The organism is Hymenobacter arcticus (assembly GCF_054779975.1).
Window position 1 is genome coordinate 361,127 of the sequence record NZ_BAAGXF010000002.1, and the last position, 13,142, is coordinate 374,268.

Sequence of the window (13,142 nt, forward strand, 5' to 3'; positions counted from 1 at the left end):
TAGATTTTCTTCGCTGCCTGCTAAGCCGCGCTACTCAGCCGCCAGCGCCAGCTCTACCAGCATGGGGAAGTGGTCGGAGCCCACGGCTGGCGGGCGCGTCAGTGAGACGACCCGAAACTGCGGCGTCACGAAAAACTGGTCGAGCGGCCAGCGCAGCAGTGGCGGCAGGTGGGCGCTGAACGTGGGGTAGAGGCCGCGCCCCACGCGCACATCGTGCACCTGCGCGCCCGCCACGAGCTGGTGGGTAGTGCTCGACCACGGCACGTCGTTAAAATCGCCCGCCACTACGGTGGGGCCGGGCGTTTGGCGCAGCAGGCGGGCCACTTTTTGCAGCACTACGTTGCGCAGGCCCACGCCGTCGGGGTAGTTGTCGGGGATGGGCGGCGTGGGGTGAATGTCGAAAAACGTGAACGTGCGTCCGTCGGCCAGACGCATGCCCGTGATAATGGAGGGCACGCCCGGCTGCTCCAAATCCTGGGTGTGGGGGTGCAGCAGGGGCAGGCGCGAGTACAGTATCAGGCCGTAGGCATTGGCGCGGGGCAGCTCGATGCGGTAGGGGTAAGCAGCTTGCAGCGGGCGCAGGGCGCGGGCCCACCAGTCGTCGGGCTCCAGGGCCAGCAGCACATCGGGGTGGGTATCCTGCACCAGCTGGCGCAGGCGGGCATCCTGCCGGTTTTTAATTAACACATTGATAACCAATACCCGCACGTGGGACGGCGCCGCCGCTACCTGGGCGGGGGTGGCATCAGCCACAGCCTTGGGCGCGAAGGGCAAGTAGGGCCACAAGTAAGTGGTCTGCAATACTATAGCCAGCGCGCCGGTCAGCAGTCCCCAGACGTAGCCGGCGTGGGTGCTGCGGCCAGCCCAGCGCCAGCAGCCCGCCCACCGCCAGCCCGAGTACCCCCAGCAGCTGTAGCCGCGGGAAGCCCAGCGCCTGCACCCACCACACGTAGGTGGGCAGCATCGAAAGCAGCGTGAGCAGCAGGGCCAGCCCACCCAGGGCCGCCAGCAGGTAGCGAAAAAAGCGCAGCAGTAAAGCCATAGCCCAGGCAAACGGCTGCTGCGGGGCCGCGTTGCCGGGCGTGGGCAGCTGGGGTAATTCGGGGTACTTCTACGCGCTACCCGGTGTCGCTTTTCAGTGAAAAACTGCGCCGCATGCCCTACCATGCTATTGCGCCCCATACCCGGCCGTGCTACTGCCGCTTGGCCTACCCAGACTGCTGCGCGTAGCTTTACGAGGCTATGCTGCCCGCCGCTCGCCCGTTGCTGTTGACCCTGGTGCTGGCTTTGCTGCCGCTGGGTTTTGGCTACTGGGTCAATTCTCACGCGCCTCACCCGGCTAGCCGCGCTCATGTAGCGAGCTACTGCACACGCTACTGCGCGTTGCACCACTGCACCCATGCTACACGGGCTACTAGCCGGGCCTATTTTCAGCTGCGGCCAGTGTACGAGGCCACCGTGCGCAGCCTGGCCGCTGGCGGGCGCGGCTGGTACGTGGCTACCAATGTGGTGGTGTACCTGGGCCTGCTGCCGCTGCTGCTGGGCTGGCTCACCTACGGGGCAGTGCGCAATGCGCGCACCATTCGCCGCCTGCGCAAGGCCCCCCGGCTATGAAGCTACTCCTGCATGTGGCGGCCACCTGCGCGCAGGTGGCCTATTGGTACTGCGTCGATTTTATGGTGAACCTGGCCAACCTCACCCATACTTCTTATAATGAGGCCAATACCTGGGTGCTGCTGCTGCTGCTGCCGGGGCTGCTGGCACTGCTCATCGGCGTGCGGGTAGCGCAGGGGCTTCGGCTGCGGCAGCTGCGGCGGCGGTAGTGTAGACTTAAGCTACTAATAGCGGGTGCTAGCCCGAGCGGTGCATGAGCTTTTCAACAAAGTAAACTTGAGCTTTGCAGCAAAGCCCCCCACCTCAGCTGCCCAGACCTTTGTCAGGAACTTAACCCTCTCAAAGTCATGGATAAAATATGGTTTATTACCGGTAGCTCGCGGGGCCTGGGCCGCAGCCTGACTACCGCCGTGCTCGCCCACGGCCACCGCGTGGCCGCCACCGCCCGCCGCCCCGAGCAGCTCGCCGACCTCGCGGCCGAGTATGGCGACCGCATCTTGCCCCTCGCGCTGGATGTAACTGATAGCAAGCAGATAACGGCGGCCGTGGCCGCCGCCGTGGCCCACTTCGGCCGCCTCGACGTGGTGGTGAACAACGCCGGCTTTGGCATCACGGGCGCGGCCGAGGCGTATACCGACGAGCAGGTGCGCAGCCAGCTGGAGGTCAACCTCTACGCGCCCATCGCCGTGACGCGGGCCGTGCTGCCGCAGTTGCGCCGGCAGCGCAGCGGCCACATCCTGCAAATCAGCTCGATGGGCGGGCGCGTGGGCAACCCCGGCGTGAGCATTTACCAGGCCGCCAAGTTTGGGCTAGGTGGCTTTAGCGAGGCGCTGGCCGGTGAGGTGGCTCCGCTCGGCATTCGGGTAACGTGCGTGGAGCCGGGCGGCTTCCGCACCGACTGGGCCGGCGACTCGATGACCTATGCCCCCGCAGTCGAGGGCTACGAAACCACGGTAGCGCCCCGCGTGGCCATGTTCCAAAGCGGCAGCTTCGTGCCGATGGGCGACCCCGCAAAGGCGGCGCAGGTGCTGATTAGTCTCATCGACAGCCCCGCGCCGCCCGTGCACCTGCTGCTGGGCAGCGAAGCCGTGGCCATCACCGAGTTTGCCGAAGCCGCCAAGCACGCCGAGCTGGCAGCGTGGCGCGCCGTGAGCATTTCTACTGACCACGACGAGGCCACCAACTTCCTGGAAACGGAGTTTGGCCAAGCGTACATTACCAAGCGTTAGCTAGGGCAATACTACCGGGCTGGCCGGGTGCCTGGGCGGTGCCCGGCCGGTTTGGCGCTACATTCAGGCCTATGTTCAGTCAGTAGGAAGCCCCGGCACGGCCCCGCATTCTCTATTCCTGCTACGCCAGCCACAGCCGGGCGGGCGAGCAGTTCATTCCCGAGCACGTGTTCAGCTGCCAGATGGCGGGCACGCTGCTGCTCGACGATGGAGCCCGCGCCTACGCGCTGCCGGCCGGGTCGTTCCACTTGTTGAAGCGCAACCACCTCATCAAATTCAACAAGCAGCCGGCCGAAACCGGCGAGTTCAAGTCGCTCTCCGTGTCGTTTGACCAGGCCACGCTGCGCGCCTTTAGCCTCACCTACGGCTACCCGCCTACCCCCCCGCTGGCGGGCAATGCCGTGCTGCCACTCGCGCCCAACGCGCTGTACCGCAGCTACCTGGCCTCCTTGCAGCCCTACGAGTAGTTGGCGCAGCCCGGCCATGAAGCCTTGCTGACCCTGAAGGTGCGTGAAGCGCTGCTGCTGCTGCTGCAAACCAACCCCGAACTGCAAGCCGTGCTCTTCGACTTCACCGAGCCCGGCAAAATCGACTTGGCCGCGTTTATGGAGAAGAATTTTCAGTTTAACGTGGCCCTCAGCCGGTTTGCCTACCTCACCGGCCGCAGCCTGGCCACGTTCAAGCGCGATTTTGAGCGGTTGTTTCGGCTCTCGCCCAGCCGCTGGCTGGTGCGGCGGCGCTTGCAGGAAGCGCATTATTTGCTGAAGGAGCAGGGCAAAACGCCGTCGGAGGTGTACCTCGACGTGGGCTTTGAGGACTTGTCGCACTTCTCCTTCGCTTTCAAGAAGCTCTACGGCGCGGCACCCTCCAAAATCTAGTCTGCGCCAGATATCTTGCCGGCCCAACGCGCCCGCCCATGCTGCCACCCGGCGAAACCGTGCTCATCACCCTGCGCCTGCCCGGCACCCTGACGGCCGCCGCCACCCGCGCACTGGCTACCGACCTGCGCCAGGCTCAGGCCGCCGGCCTCGACCACCACCGCGCCCAAAAAGCCTTCTTTGCTAAGTTCGACGCCGCTCTCGACCGCGCGGCCAGTGGCCCGCAGTATTTTGAAAATGAAAAGCTGGCCGAAGCGCTGGCCGGCGAAATCATGATGCTCGAAGAAACCGGCTTTGTGGTGCTCGGCTTCGCCATTATGCCCAGCCATGCTCACCTGGTGCTGCACCTGCCCGCCCGCAGCGGCCTGGCCTTGGCCAAAGCCCTCGACCTGCTGCACCAGCGCACGGCTGCCGCCTGCCGCCGCCTCGTGCGCCCCAAGCTGCCGCCCGAAGCCCCGTTTTGGCAGCCCGGCTGGCACGACCTGCCCGTAGCCGATGCCGCCGAGCTGGCGCGCGTGCTGGCCTACGTGCGCGGGCAGGCCCGGCAGGCGGGCCTGCCTCAGCGGTTTCAGGAGTGGCCCTACGGGCTGTAAAACGGAGTGGTACTCCGTTTCCCGTTGAACAAATCTGCTCAACCAAAACATACAGCGCGATTTAGTTGGCCGAAATTTCGTAGGTGCTAGCGATGGCTTCCCCCCTACTGCTGCTACTGGCCCTGCTGCCCACCCCGCCCGATAGCCTGCGCCCCCTCAGCCCCGACCGCCGCCTGGCCGCCACCTACGCCAACGACTTTTTCTTCGGCACTGATTATTACTTCACCCAGGGTATTACCCTCGATTGGGTGAGCCCCGGGCTGGCCCGCTCGCCCGCCAACTACCTGTTGCCCAAGGGCCCCGCCCGCAGCACACGCTACCACGGCCTGGCCCTGCGCTACGACGGGTACACGCCCCTCAGCATCGTGGACAAGCGCATTCGGGTGGGCGACCGGCCCTACTCGGCGTACTTCTACGTGTCGATGTACCGGGTCAGTAACCAATCGATTACAAAGCAGCGCCTCACTACGGCGCTGGAGCTGGGCTACATCGGCCCGGCCGCCGGGGGCAAGTACATTCAAACCAAGCTGCACGAGCTCACGCACTACGACCTGCCGCAGGGCTGGGGCTACCAGATTCGCTCCGATGCCGTGGTGGGCTACCGCGCCACTTACGAAAAGCAGCTGCTGGCCGCCGGCCGCGTGGCCGCCCTCATCGGTACCGCCGACGCCTCGCTCAGCACCCTGCGCACCTACGCCGCGGCCGGGCTGCGCCTGCGCGCCGGCCTCTTCGACCCCTACTTTGCCAGCCTCGGCACGGCCGGCCCCCGCAGCCGCGCCGGCCTGCGCCCCTGGCAGGTGTACGCCGAGTGCACGGTTACGGAGTATCTGGTGGGCTACGATGCCTCACTGCAAGGCGGCCTGCTCAACCGCAGCAGCCCGTACGTGTTGAAAGACAGTCAAATACGCCGTGGAGTGGTGCACGGTACCGGCAGCCTGGTAGTGGCGCACAACGGCCTGAGCTTCACGGCTACCGCCACTTACGTAGGGCCGGAGTTCGCCGGGGGCCGCCGGCACCGCTGGGGCACGGTGGGGCTGGCGCGGGCTTTTTAATTAATGAGTGAGTTGTGAATGAGTGAGTTGTGAATGAATAAAACGTCCTGGCCTACTTCTAATTCACTCATTCACAATTATCTAGCCCGGTGGATGATGGCTACCCCGGCCAGGATGATAGCCATGCCCGCCGCGTGCCACAGGTTGAAGGCCTCGCCGTCGAGCGCGCCCCAGGCCAGGGCCACCAGCGGAATGAGGTAGGTGCTGGACGAGGCAAACAGCGCCGTGGAGCGCTGAATGAGCATATTGAACAGCACCGTGGCCACGGCCGTGCTCATGGTAGCCAGCAGCACAATGTAGCCAAAGGCCGGCCACGCGCCCGGCACGGTAGTCAGCTTGTGCACGAAGCCCGTGCCCAGCAGCAGGTAGGCCAGCGCCGGCCCCCCGATAATTAACAGCAGCAGCGACGTCACGGCGATGGGCGTGAGGGCGTGCAGGCGGTGCTTTATCACGTTCACGCTCAGGCCGTAGCCGATAGTAGCCACCACAATGTACAGGCCGTACCAGGCGCTGCCCGCGCCGCCGGCCGGAGTAGCCGCGTCGCCGCCGCTGCCGCCCAGCAGCATCAGCACCACCGTGCCCAGCAAACCCAGCGCAATGCCCAGCACGCGCAGCCCCGTGAGGCGCTGCCCAAACAGCAGCGCGCCCAGCAGCAGCACAAACACCGCCGTGAGCGCGTTGAGCACGCCCGCCAGCCCCGAGGCCAGCCGCGTTTCGGCGTAGGCAAATAAAAACGCCGGAATAAGCGTGCCCACCGTGCCGCTGAGCGCCAGCCACTTGAGCCGGCTGCGCTCGACGCGCCCCACCTCGCGCACCGCAAACGGCAGCAGCAGCAGCGCCGCCACGCTCACCCGCGTGGCGCCCAGCTCCATCGCCGAAAACACCACTAACCCCTTCTTCATCAGGATGAACGACGTACCCCAGATGAGCGAGAGTACCAGCAGCAGCCCCCACGCCACGGCCGAGGGCGCCGGGCTGGCCGGGGTGGGCACCACCTCGGGCGCGGCAGCCACGGCGGGCGGGGCCAGCTCATCCAGGGTCGGGGTGGGAGAGGGGGGAGGAGGCAGGGGCAACGCGGACATCGGGCAAAATTACGCTGCCCGGCTGCGGCGGGCGGGGCGGCTAGCGGCCGGCCGCCGTTTCTTTGGGGAAAATTAAGCTCGTCCTTCCTCACCCACCTTCCCGCGCCATGCCCGCCACCCCGCCGCTCGCCCCCACCACCCAAGAACTTGAAAAGCAGCAGGCTGCCGCTGCCGCCGTGCGCTGGGTGCGCGAGGGCATGGTGCTGGGCCTGGGCACGGGCACCACGTCGGCCCAATTCATTATCCAGCTCGGCGCGCTCGTGCAGGCGGGGCTAAAGGTGCAGGGCACGGCCACGTCGCTGGCCAGTGAGGCGCTGGCGCGGCAGGTAGGCATTCCGCTGCTGGAGCCGCGCCGCGGCCTGCGCTTCGACCTGGCCGTGGATGGGGCCGACGAGCTCGATGGTCAGCTGCGCCTCATCAAGGGCGGCGGCGGGGCGCTGCTGCGCGAAAAAACGATTGAAACAGCCGCTGACTACCTGCTCGTTATCGCCGATTCGTCGAAGGTGGTGCCGGTGCTGGGCCGCTTCCCGCTGCCGCTCGAAGTGGTGCCCTTTGCCCTGCCCTGGGTGCTGGATGCGGTAGCCGCGCTGGGCGGTGCCCCCGAGTTGCGCATGGACAAGGCCAACCCCGCCGCGCCCGTGTATTCTGACCAGCGCAACTTCTTGGTTGATTGCCACTTCGGCCAGATACCGGATGCCGAGCGCCTAGCCGTGCAACTCAAAACCATTCCCGGTATCGTGGAGCACGGCCTGTTCATTGGCTTGGCCAAGGCCGCTGTGGTTATCCAAAATGGGCAGCCCATGCTGCTCAAGCCGGGCGCGGCCGCCCGCCCCGCCAGCGAGTTCATGGACTTGCCATAAATGGTTGATTTTAAATTAATTATAATTAAAATTACGTAAATCGTCTGTCATTGCGAGCGCAACGCAGTGGAGCGCGACAATCGCATCAGAACATTGTCGTGTGGGTATCGTGCAGGTGCGATTGCCGCGCTCCACTGCGTTGCGCTCGCAATGACAGACGGCTTGTATAAATTAAGAAGGCCGCGCTACCCAATGGGTAGCGCGGCCTTCTTGTTACCGATTGGCCAAGCTGGCTACTCGCCCTTCTGGGCGAGTTCGCCGGCGGCGGCTTCGTCCAGAAACCAGTCGGCTGGGCCGCTGGCTGGCGCAATCAATTGGGCTGGGTACTGCTCGATGTTTTGCTCCGAGCCCAGCACCTGAGCCACGGCTTCGGCCTTGCCGGCCCCGTACACGAGGAAGGCTACCGCCCGCGCCTGGTTGATAAGCGGTGCGGTAAACGTGATGCGGAATACCTGCTCTATCGGTAGCCATACATCTTTCACGCCCACGGCTTTATCGTGCAGCACGGGTGTGTTGGGGAAGAGCGAGGCCGTGTGCGCGTTATCGCCCAAACCTAGCAAAATGAGGTCGAAGTGCGCGGGATTTTCCTGAAAAAACTCCTCCACCGCCACGCCGTACTGCGCGGCGGCCTCGGCCGGGGCCAGGCGCGTGTCCACGGCAAATACCTGGGCCGGGCGAATGCCCAGCGGGTCAAACAGGGCCTTCTTGGCCATCAGGTAATTGCTGTCGGGCGAGGTCTGGGGCACGTTGCGCTCGTCGCCGAAGAAGAAGTACACCTTCTCCCAAGCTACCTGCCCACGGTAGGCGTCGGAGGCCAGCAGCTCGTACAGTTTCTTGGGCGAGCTGCCGCCCGACAGTGCCACCGTAAACCGGTCGTGCGCGGCCACAGCCTGCGCCGCCGCTGTTACAAAATAGGCCGCCAACGCCTCTAAAGTGGCGTCGGCGGTTGGAAATACGTGCAAAGTCATGGGCTATTTCTTGCCGTTGAGCGGCAGCGTAAACCAGTGAAAGCCGTCCTTGGCCACGAGGGCTTCGGCATCTTCGGGGCCCCACGAGTCGGCCGAGTAGTTGGGGAAATTCTGGCTGGTGCGATTCTGCCACGAGGTCAGAATGGGCATCACCAAATCCCAGGCTTCCTCCACCTGGTCGCCGCGCATAAACAGCGTCTGGTCGCCCAGCATCACGTCGAGCAGCAGCGTTTCGTAGGCCTCGGGGGCCTCGCTCTTGTAGGTGCCTTTGTAGTCAAACACCATGTCCACGGTGTTTAGCATCATGTCTACGCCGGGGCGCTTGGCCTGCACTTGCAGCCGAATGCTCATCTCGGGCTGAATGCTGATAACCAGCCGGTTCTGCCGCATAGTTTCGGCCGTTTCGGGCGAAAAAATCAGGTGCGGCACGTCCTTAAACTGGATGGTGATGACCGAGGCCGAGCGGTGCAGCCGCTTGCCGGTGCGCAGGTAAAACGGCACGCCCTGCCAGCGCCAGTTGTCCACAAAAAACTTCACCGCGGCGAAAGTTTCGGTGTTCGACGCGGGGTTGGCGCCGGGCTCCTCGCGGTAGCCGGGCACCTGCTGGCCTTCCATCCAGCCGCTGGCGTACTGGCCGCGCACGGCCTGCTCGCGCACGGTATCGGGCGTAAAGCGGCGCATGGCGCGCAGCACGTCCACCTTGCGGTTGCGCACTTCCTCGGCCGAAAAGCTCACCGGCGGCTCCATGGCCACAATGCACAGCAGTTGCAGCAGGTGGTTCTGAATCATGTCGCGCAACGCGCCTGAGCCATCGTAGTAACCCGTACGCTCGCCCACGCCCAACTGCTCGGTCACCGAAATCTGCACGTGCTCTATGCTGTTGCGGTTCCAGAGCGGCTCCATAATGGCGTTCGCAAAGCGGAAGGCCATGATGTTCTGCACCGTTTCCTTGCCCAGGTAGTGGTCGATGCGGTAAATCTGCTTTTCCTGAAAGATGCGGCCTAGCAGCGCATTCAGCTCCTTGGCCGAAGCCAAATCGTGGCCAAACGGCTTCTCAATCACGATGCGCGTGCGCTCGGTATCCTCGGTCAGGCCGGCCTTAGCCAGATTTTCGGCGATGATGGGGAAGAAATTGGGGGCTACCGCCAGGTAGTAGAGCACGTTGGCGGGGGCCTTCCAGTCGCCTTCCAGCGCCTTTATCTTCTTGCCGAAATCCTTATAGGTCTTGGCGTCCTGCACGTCGGAAACCTGGTAGTAGATGTTGGGCGCGAAGCCCTGCCACTGCTCCTCCGTCACCTTGCCGCTGCGCGAGAACTCGTTGATATCCTTAAGCATCCGCTCGCGGAAGTCGTCGTCGGTGAGCTTGGTGCGGCCCGTGCCAATAAAGGCAAAGTGCTCGGGCAGCCAGCCCTCCAGGTAGAGGTTGTAGAGGGCCGGGGCCAGCTTGCGGGCATTCAGGTCGCCAGTGCCGCCGAAGATGACGAATACCGTCGGCTGGGTTTTCAAAAGCGCGTTCATCTACAGCTTCGGGTTAGTGGTTTCCTGGCCCGACTCCTTGGTGCTGGGCACAGGCGGCGTGGTGGGCTTTTCGTTGGCGGTATGGCCGGCGGGCTCCTCCGCTTTGGCGCGTAAGCCTGTCCATTGGGTATGGAAAACACCTTCTTTACCAATGAGTTCGTAGGTGTGCGCCCCAAAGTAGTCGCGCTGCGCCTGAATGAGGTTCGAGGGCAGCCGCGCCGTGCGGAAGGCATCGAAATAGCCCAGCGACGCCGTGTAGGCCGGCAGGGCCTGGCCCGCCGTAACGGCCGCCGCCACAATGGCCCGGGCGCCGCCCGCGCTGCCTTGCACCAACTTTTGCACTTTCTTATCTAAGAGTAAGTGTGCCAGCTTGTTATCACCCTCAAAGGCGTTGAAGATATCGTTCAAAAACGTGGAGCGGATAATGCAGCCGCCGCGCCAGATTTTGGCAATGGTAGCCAGCTGCAAATCGTACTTAAACTCCTCCGACGCCTTGGCCAGCATGTGCATGCCCTGAGCGTAGCTCATTATCATGCTGAAGTAGAAGGCCTGCTCCAACTGCTTGAGCAGCTCGTCTTTATTACCCTTCAGGTGCTCGGCGGCACCGTACTGCTGGGCCAGCTGCTCGCGCAACTGCTTGTACTTCGACAAGTCGCGCATCGACACGGCCGCGTCGATGGTCGGGATGGGCGCCTGCAAGTCCATGGCCACTTGCGAGGTCCACTTGCCGGTGCCCTTGGCGCGGGCCTCGTCCTTGATGTCGTCGAGCAGCAGGTGGTCGGTATCGGGCGCGTCGAAGGCGAAAATATCCTTGGTAATGTCGAGCAAAAAGGACTGTAAGCGGCCCTCGTTCCACTGGGTAAACACCTGGCCGATAGCGGCGTTGTCCATACCCAGGCCATTTTTCAGGATGCCGTAGGTTTCGGCAATCAGCTCCATCAGGCCATATTCGATGCCGTTGTGCACCATTTTCACGAAGTGGCCGGCCGCGCCGGGGCCCATGTAGGCCACGCAGGGCGCGCCATCTACCTTAGCGGCAATGGCTTCGAACACCGGCTGCATGGTTTTGTAGGCCTCGGCGTCGCCGCCGGGCATCATGCTGGGGCCAAAGCGGGCGCCTTCCTCGCCCCCGCTCACGCCCATGCCGAAAAAGTGGAAACCTTTCGTTTCCAGGTCTTTGGCCCGGCGCTCGGTATCGGTGAAGTGCGAGTTGCCGCCGTCAATCAGAATATCGCCGGGGGCGAGCAGCGGCACCATATCGGCAATTACGCTGTCCACGATGGCCCCGGCGGGCACCAGCATCATAATGGCGCGGGGCGTTTTGATGCTTTGCACAAAGGCCGCCGCGTCGGTAAAGCCCTTCACGGGCTTGTCTTGGCCTTCCTGGCCCAGCAGGTCCACCTGCTTCTGGTTTTTGTCGTAGCCGGCCACGGCAAAGCCGTGGTCAGCCATATTTAGCAGCAGGTTGCGGCCCATCGTGCCGAGGCCAATCATGCCGAATGCGTAGTCCGTGGGGGTGTCGCTCATCGTGCGAAGGAATAGGAGTGAAAGCGCAAAGGAAAGCTATACGCGAAAAAGCCCGGCAGGCTGCCCTATGAGCGGCCCGTGAAGCCGCCCAGTAGCCGCCAACAGCCCAGCTTGCGTAAGCAACATTCACCTTACTAGGTTTGCAAATGGCGGTTACCCATTGGATAGCAGGCGGCTTGGCCGCGCTGTTTTTACTACCCCTGCTGGCGGCTCAGCCCACCACTCCGCCCGGCCTGGCCGCCACGCTGCGGGCCAGCCGCTGGCAGCACCGCCTGCTGCTCATTGGCGCGCCCACGGCCAGCGCGGCCGATTTTCAAGCCCAAAAAAAGCTGCTGGCCAGCGCCGCTAAAGGCCTGGCCGACCGCGATTTCCAAGTACTGGAAGTACCCTACGACCAGCTTTCGCCCGCCGACCGCCAGTGCTGGACGCAACAGCTGGGCCAGCCGCTCAGCGGTTTTGTAGTAGTGCTAGTGGGTAAGGACGGTGGCATGAAGCGCACCAGCAATAAGCCCTTGCCCGCCGCCGATTTTTTTGGTACGGTTGATAAAATGCCCATGCGCCGCCAGGAAATGCGAAAAATGTAAAACGGATTGGCACTCCGTTGGGCATCTGGAAGGCGTGCGGCAATCCAGACGCCCAACGGAGTGCCACTCCGTTTTACATCGCTAACCTACCAGCACCGCGTCACTGGCCGCAATCTCTTCCAAAATAGCGTACACTTCCTCGCTAAAATCAGCATCGACCAGGCGGGTGCGCCACTGCTTGGCACCTTCTAACCCCCTGAAATAGTGAGCGTAGTGGCGGCGCATCTCGAAGATGCCGGCCTTGGGGCCTTTCCACTCCAGGCTCTTGTCGAAGTGCATTTTGCACATGGCAATGCGCTCCTCCAGGGTGGGCGGCGCTAATTTTTCACCGGTGAGGGCGTAGTGCTTTACCTCCCGGAAAATCCAAGGGTAGCCGATGGCCGCGCGGCCAATCATCACGCCGTCTACGCCATAGCGGTTTTTATAGTCCACCGCTTTTTCGGGCGAGTCGATGTCGCCGTTGCCGAAAATCGGGATTTTAATGCGCGGGTTCTCCTTTATTTTGGCGATGAGCCGCCAGTCGGCCTCGCCTTTGTAGAGCTGCACGCGGGTACGGCCGTGTACCGTAAGTGCCTCAATACCAACGTCTTGCAGGCGTTCGGCTACTTCCTCCACGTTTTGGGTGTCGGTGTCCCAGCCGAGGCGGGTTTTCACGGTCACGGGCAGGTGGGTGTTGCGCACCACGGCAGCCGTCATGGCCACCATCTTCGGAATGTCGCGCAGCAGGGCCGCGCCCGCGCCGCGCAGCGCCACCTGCTTCACCGGGCAGCCGTAGTTGATGTCGATAAGGTCGGGCCCCGCCTCGGTGCTGATGGCCGCGCACTCGCCCATCGTGTCCACATCGGAGCCGAAGAGCTGAATACCGATAGGGCGCTCATAGTCAAATACATCTAGCTTCTGCCGGCTCTTGGCGGCCGCCCGTATCAGGCCCTCGCTCGAAATGAACTCGGTGTACATGAGGTCGGCCCCGTTGGCCTTGCACACGGCCCGGAAGGGCGGGTCGCTCACGTCCTCCATTGGGGCGAGGAGCAGCGGGAAGTCGGGCAGCTGGATATTACGGATATGGACCACGAGGATAGAGGCTATTTAGCGTTGAGGGAGGAAGAAGTAACGTCATGCTGAGCTTGCCGAAGCATCTCTACCACGCCGCTTAGATTGGTAACTCCACCGGCGTGGTAGAGATGCTTCGGCAAGCTCAGCATGACGTTCTTGGTTGGGCTAACATTTCCCTGCTGGC

Annotated in this window: 16 protein-coding genes; 9 read left to right on the plus strand and 7 right to left on the minus strand. The window is 63.5% G+C overall.

Annotation, left to right across the window (positions count from 1 at the left end; genetic code table 11):
* Window positions 1-30 precede the first annotated feature (30 nt).
* Complete coding sequence (locus ACYVGC_RS05065) at window positions 31-774, minus strand: endonuclease/exonuclease/phosphatase family protein (RefSeq protein WP_460582704.1); 744 nt, start codon at window positions 772-774, stop codon at window positions 31-33.
* The gene (locus ACYVGC_RS05070) at window positions 746-1,042 is read right to left on the minus strand and encodes a hypothetical protein (RefSeq protein ID WP_460582705.1); all 297 of its coding nucleotides are present in this window, start codon (window positions 1,040-1,042) and stop codon (window positions 746-748) included. Before ACYVGC_RS05070 ends, ACYVGC_RS05065 begins: the two co-directional genes overlap by 29 nt.
* Before the next feature lie 200 nt (window positions 1,043-1,242).
* Here ACYVGC_RS05070 and ACYVGC_RS05075 point away from each other — a divergent pair, with 200 nt between their 5' ends.
* The 7 genes from ACYVGC_RS05075 to ACYVGC_RS05105 all read left to right on the plus strand — a co-directional run bounded on the left by ACYVGC_RS05075 (window position 1,243) and on the right by ACYVGC_RS05105 (window position 5,366).
* Window positions 1,243-1,614 carry a hypothetical protein gene (locus tag ACYVGC_RS05075; protein ID WP_460582706.1) on the plus strand — a complete coding sequence of 124 codons (372 nt, stop codon included), beginning with the start codon at window positions 1,243-1,245 and terminating at the stop codon, window positions 1,612-1,614.
* A complete protein-coding gene (locus ACYVGC_RS05080) occupies window positions 1,611-1,823 on the plus strand; it encodes a hypothetical protein (RefSeq protein ID WP_460582707.1) in 213 nt (70 codons plus the stop codon). Before ACYVGC_RS05075 ends, ACYVGC_RS05080 begins: the two co-directional genes overlap by 4 nt.
* Window positions 1,824-1,961: 138 nt before the next feature.
* Window positions 1,962-2,843, plus strand: coding sequence for a Rossmann-fold NAD(P)-binding domain-containing protein (locus ACYVGC_RS05085; RefSeq protein WP_460582708.1), 882 nt, complete (start codon window positions 1,962-1,964; stop codon window positions 2,841-2,843).
* Window positions 2,844-3,010: 167 nt separating this feature from the next.
* The gene (locus ACYVGC_RS05090; protein WP_460582709.1) at window positions 3,011-3,310 is read left to right on the plus strand and encodes a hypothetical protein; all 300 of its coding nucleotides are present in this window, start codon (window positions 3,011-3,013) and stop codon (window positions 3,308-3,310) included.
* Between the two features lie 24 nt (window positions 3,311-3,334).
* A complete protein-coding gene (locus tag ACYVGC_RS05095; RefSeq protein ID WP_460582710.1) occupies window positions 3,335-3,721 on the plus strand; it encodes a helix-turn-helix domain-containing protein in 387 nt (128 codons plus the stop codon).
* A 38-nt stretch (window positions 3,722-3,759) separates the two neighbouring features.
* Entirely contained in the window at window positions 3,760-4,314 is a 555-nt protein-coding gene (locus ACYVGC_RS05100; protein ID WP_460582711.1) for a transposase, read from the plus strand.
* Window positions 4,315-4,406: 92 nt separating this feature from the next.
* Window positions 4,407-5,366: a lipid A-modifier LpxR family protein gene (locus ACYVGC_RS05105; RefSeq protein WP_460582712.1), complete on the plus strand. Its 960-nt coding sequence runs from the start codon at window positions 4,407-4,409 to the stop codon at window positions 5,364-5,366.
* Window positions 5,367-5,443: 77 nt separating this feature from the next.
* Here ACYVGC_RS05105 and ACYVGC_RS05110 read toward each other — a convergent pair whose 3' ends face one another.
* Window positions 5,444-6,448: a DMT family transporter gene (locus ACYVGC_RS05110; protein ID WP_460582713.1), complete on the minus strand. Its 1,005-nt coding sequence runs from the start codon at window positions 6,446-6,448 to the stop codon at window positions 5,444-5,446.
* Window positions 6,449-6,555: 107 nt separating this feature from the next.
* Between ACYVGC_RS05110 and rpiA the strand changes: the two genes are divergently transcribed.
* Complete coding sequence (gene rpiA, locus ACYVGC_RS05115; RefSeq protein WP_460582714.1) at window positions 6,556-7,308, plus strand: ribose-5-phosphate isomerase A; 753 nt, start codon at window positions 6,556-6,558, stop codon at window positions 7,306-7,308.
* A 233-nt stretch (window positions 7,309-7,541) separates the two neighbouring features.
* Here the strand turns inward: rpiA and pgl are convergent, their stop codons facing one another.
* The 3 genes from pgl to gndA are packed head-to-tail and all read right to left on the minus strand — an operon-like array spanning window position 7,542 to window position 11,321.
* The gene (gene pgl / locus ACYVGC_RS05120; protein ID WP_460582715.1) at window positions 7,542-8,276 is read right to left on the minus strand and encodes a 6-phosphogluconolactonase; all 735 of its coding nucleotides are present in this window, start codon (window positions 8,274-8,276) and stop codon (window positions 7,542-7,544) included.
* A 3-nt stretch (window positions 8,277-8,279) separates the two neighbouring features.
* Window positions 8,280-9,794 carry a glucose-6-phosphate dehydrogenase gene (zwf, locus tag ACYVGC_RS05125; RefSeq protein WP_460582716.1) on the minus strand — a complete coding sequence of 505 codons (1,515 nt, stop codon included), beginning with the start codon at window positions 9,792-9,794 and terminating at the stop codon, window positions 8,280-8,282.
* The gene (gndA, locus tag ACYVGC_RS05130; protein WP_460582717.1) at window positions 9,795-11,321 is read right to left on the minus strand and encodes an NADP(+)-dependent, decarboxylating phosphogluconate dehydrogenase; all 1,527 of its coding nucleotides are present in this window, start codon (window positions 11,319-11,321) and stop codon (window positions 9,795-9,797) included.
* A 146-nt stretch (window positions 11,322-11,467) separates the two neighbouring features.
* On the opposite strand from gndA, the gene ACYVGC_RS05135 reads away from it, so the two are divergent.
* Window positions 11,468-11,905 carry a DUF4174 domain-containing protein gene (locus ACYVGC_RS05135; RefSeq protein WP_460582718.1) on the plus strand — a complete coding sequence of 146 codons (438 nt, stop codon included), beginning with the start codon at window positions 11,468-11,470 and terminating at the stop codon, window positions 11,903-11,905.
* A gap of 81 nt (window positions 11,906-11,986) precedes the next feature.
* Here ACYVGC_RS05135 and dusB read toward each other — a convergent pair whose 3' ends face one another.
* The gene (dusB, locus tag ACYVGC_RS05140) at window positions 11,987-12,976 is read right to left on the minus strand and encodes a tRNA dihydrouridine synthase (protein WP_460582719.1); all 990 of its coding nucleotides are present in this window, start codon (window positions 12,974-12,976) and stop codon (window positions 11,987-11,989) included.
* Window positions 12,977-13,142: the final 166 nt, after the last annotated feature.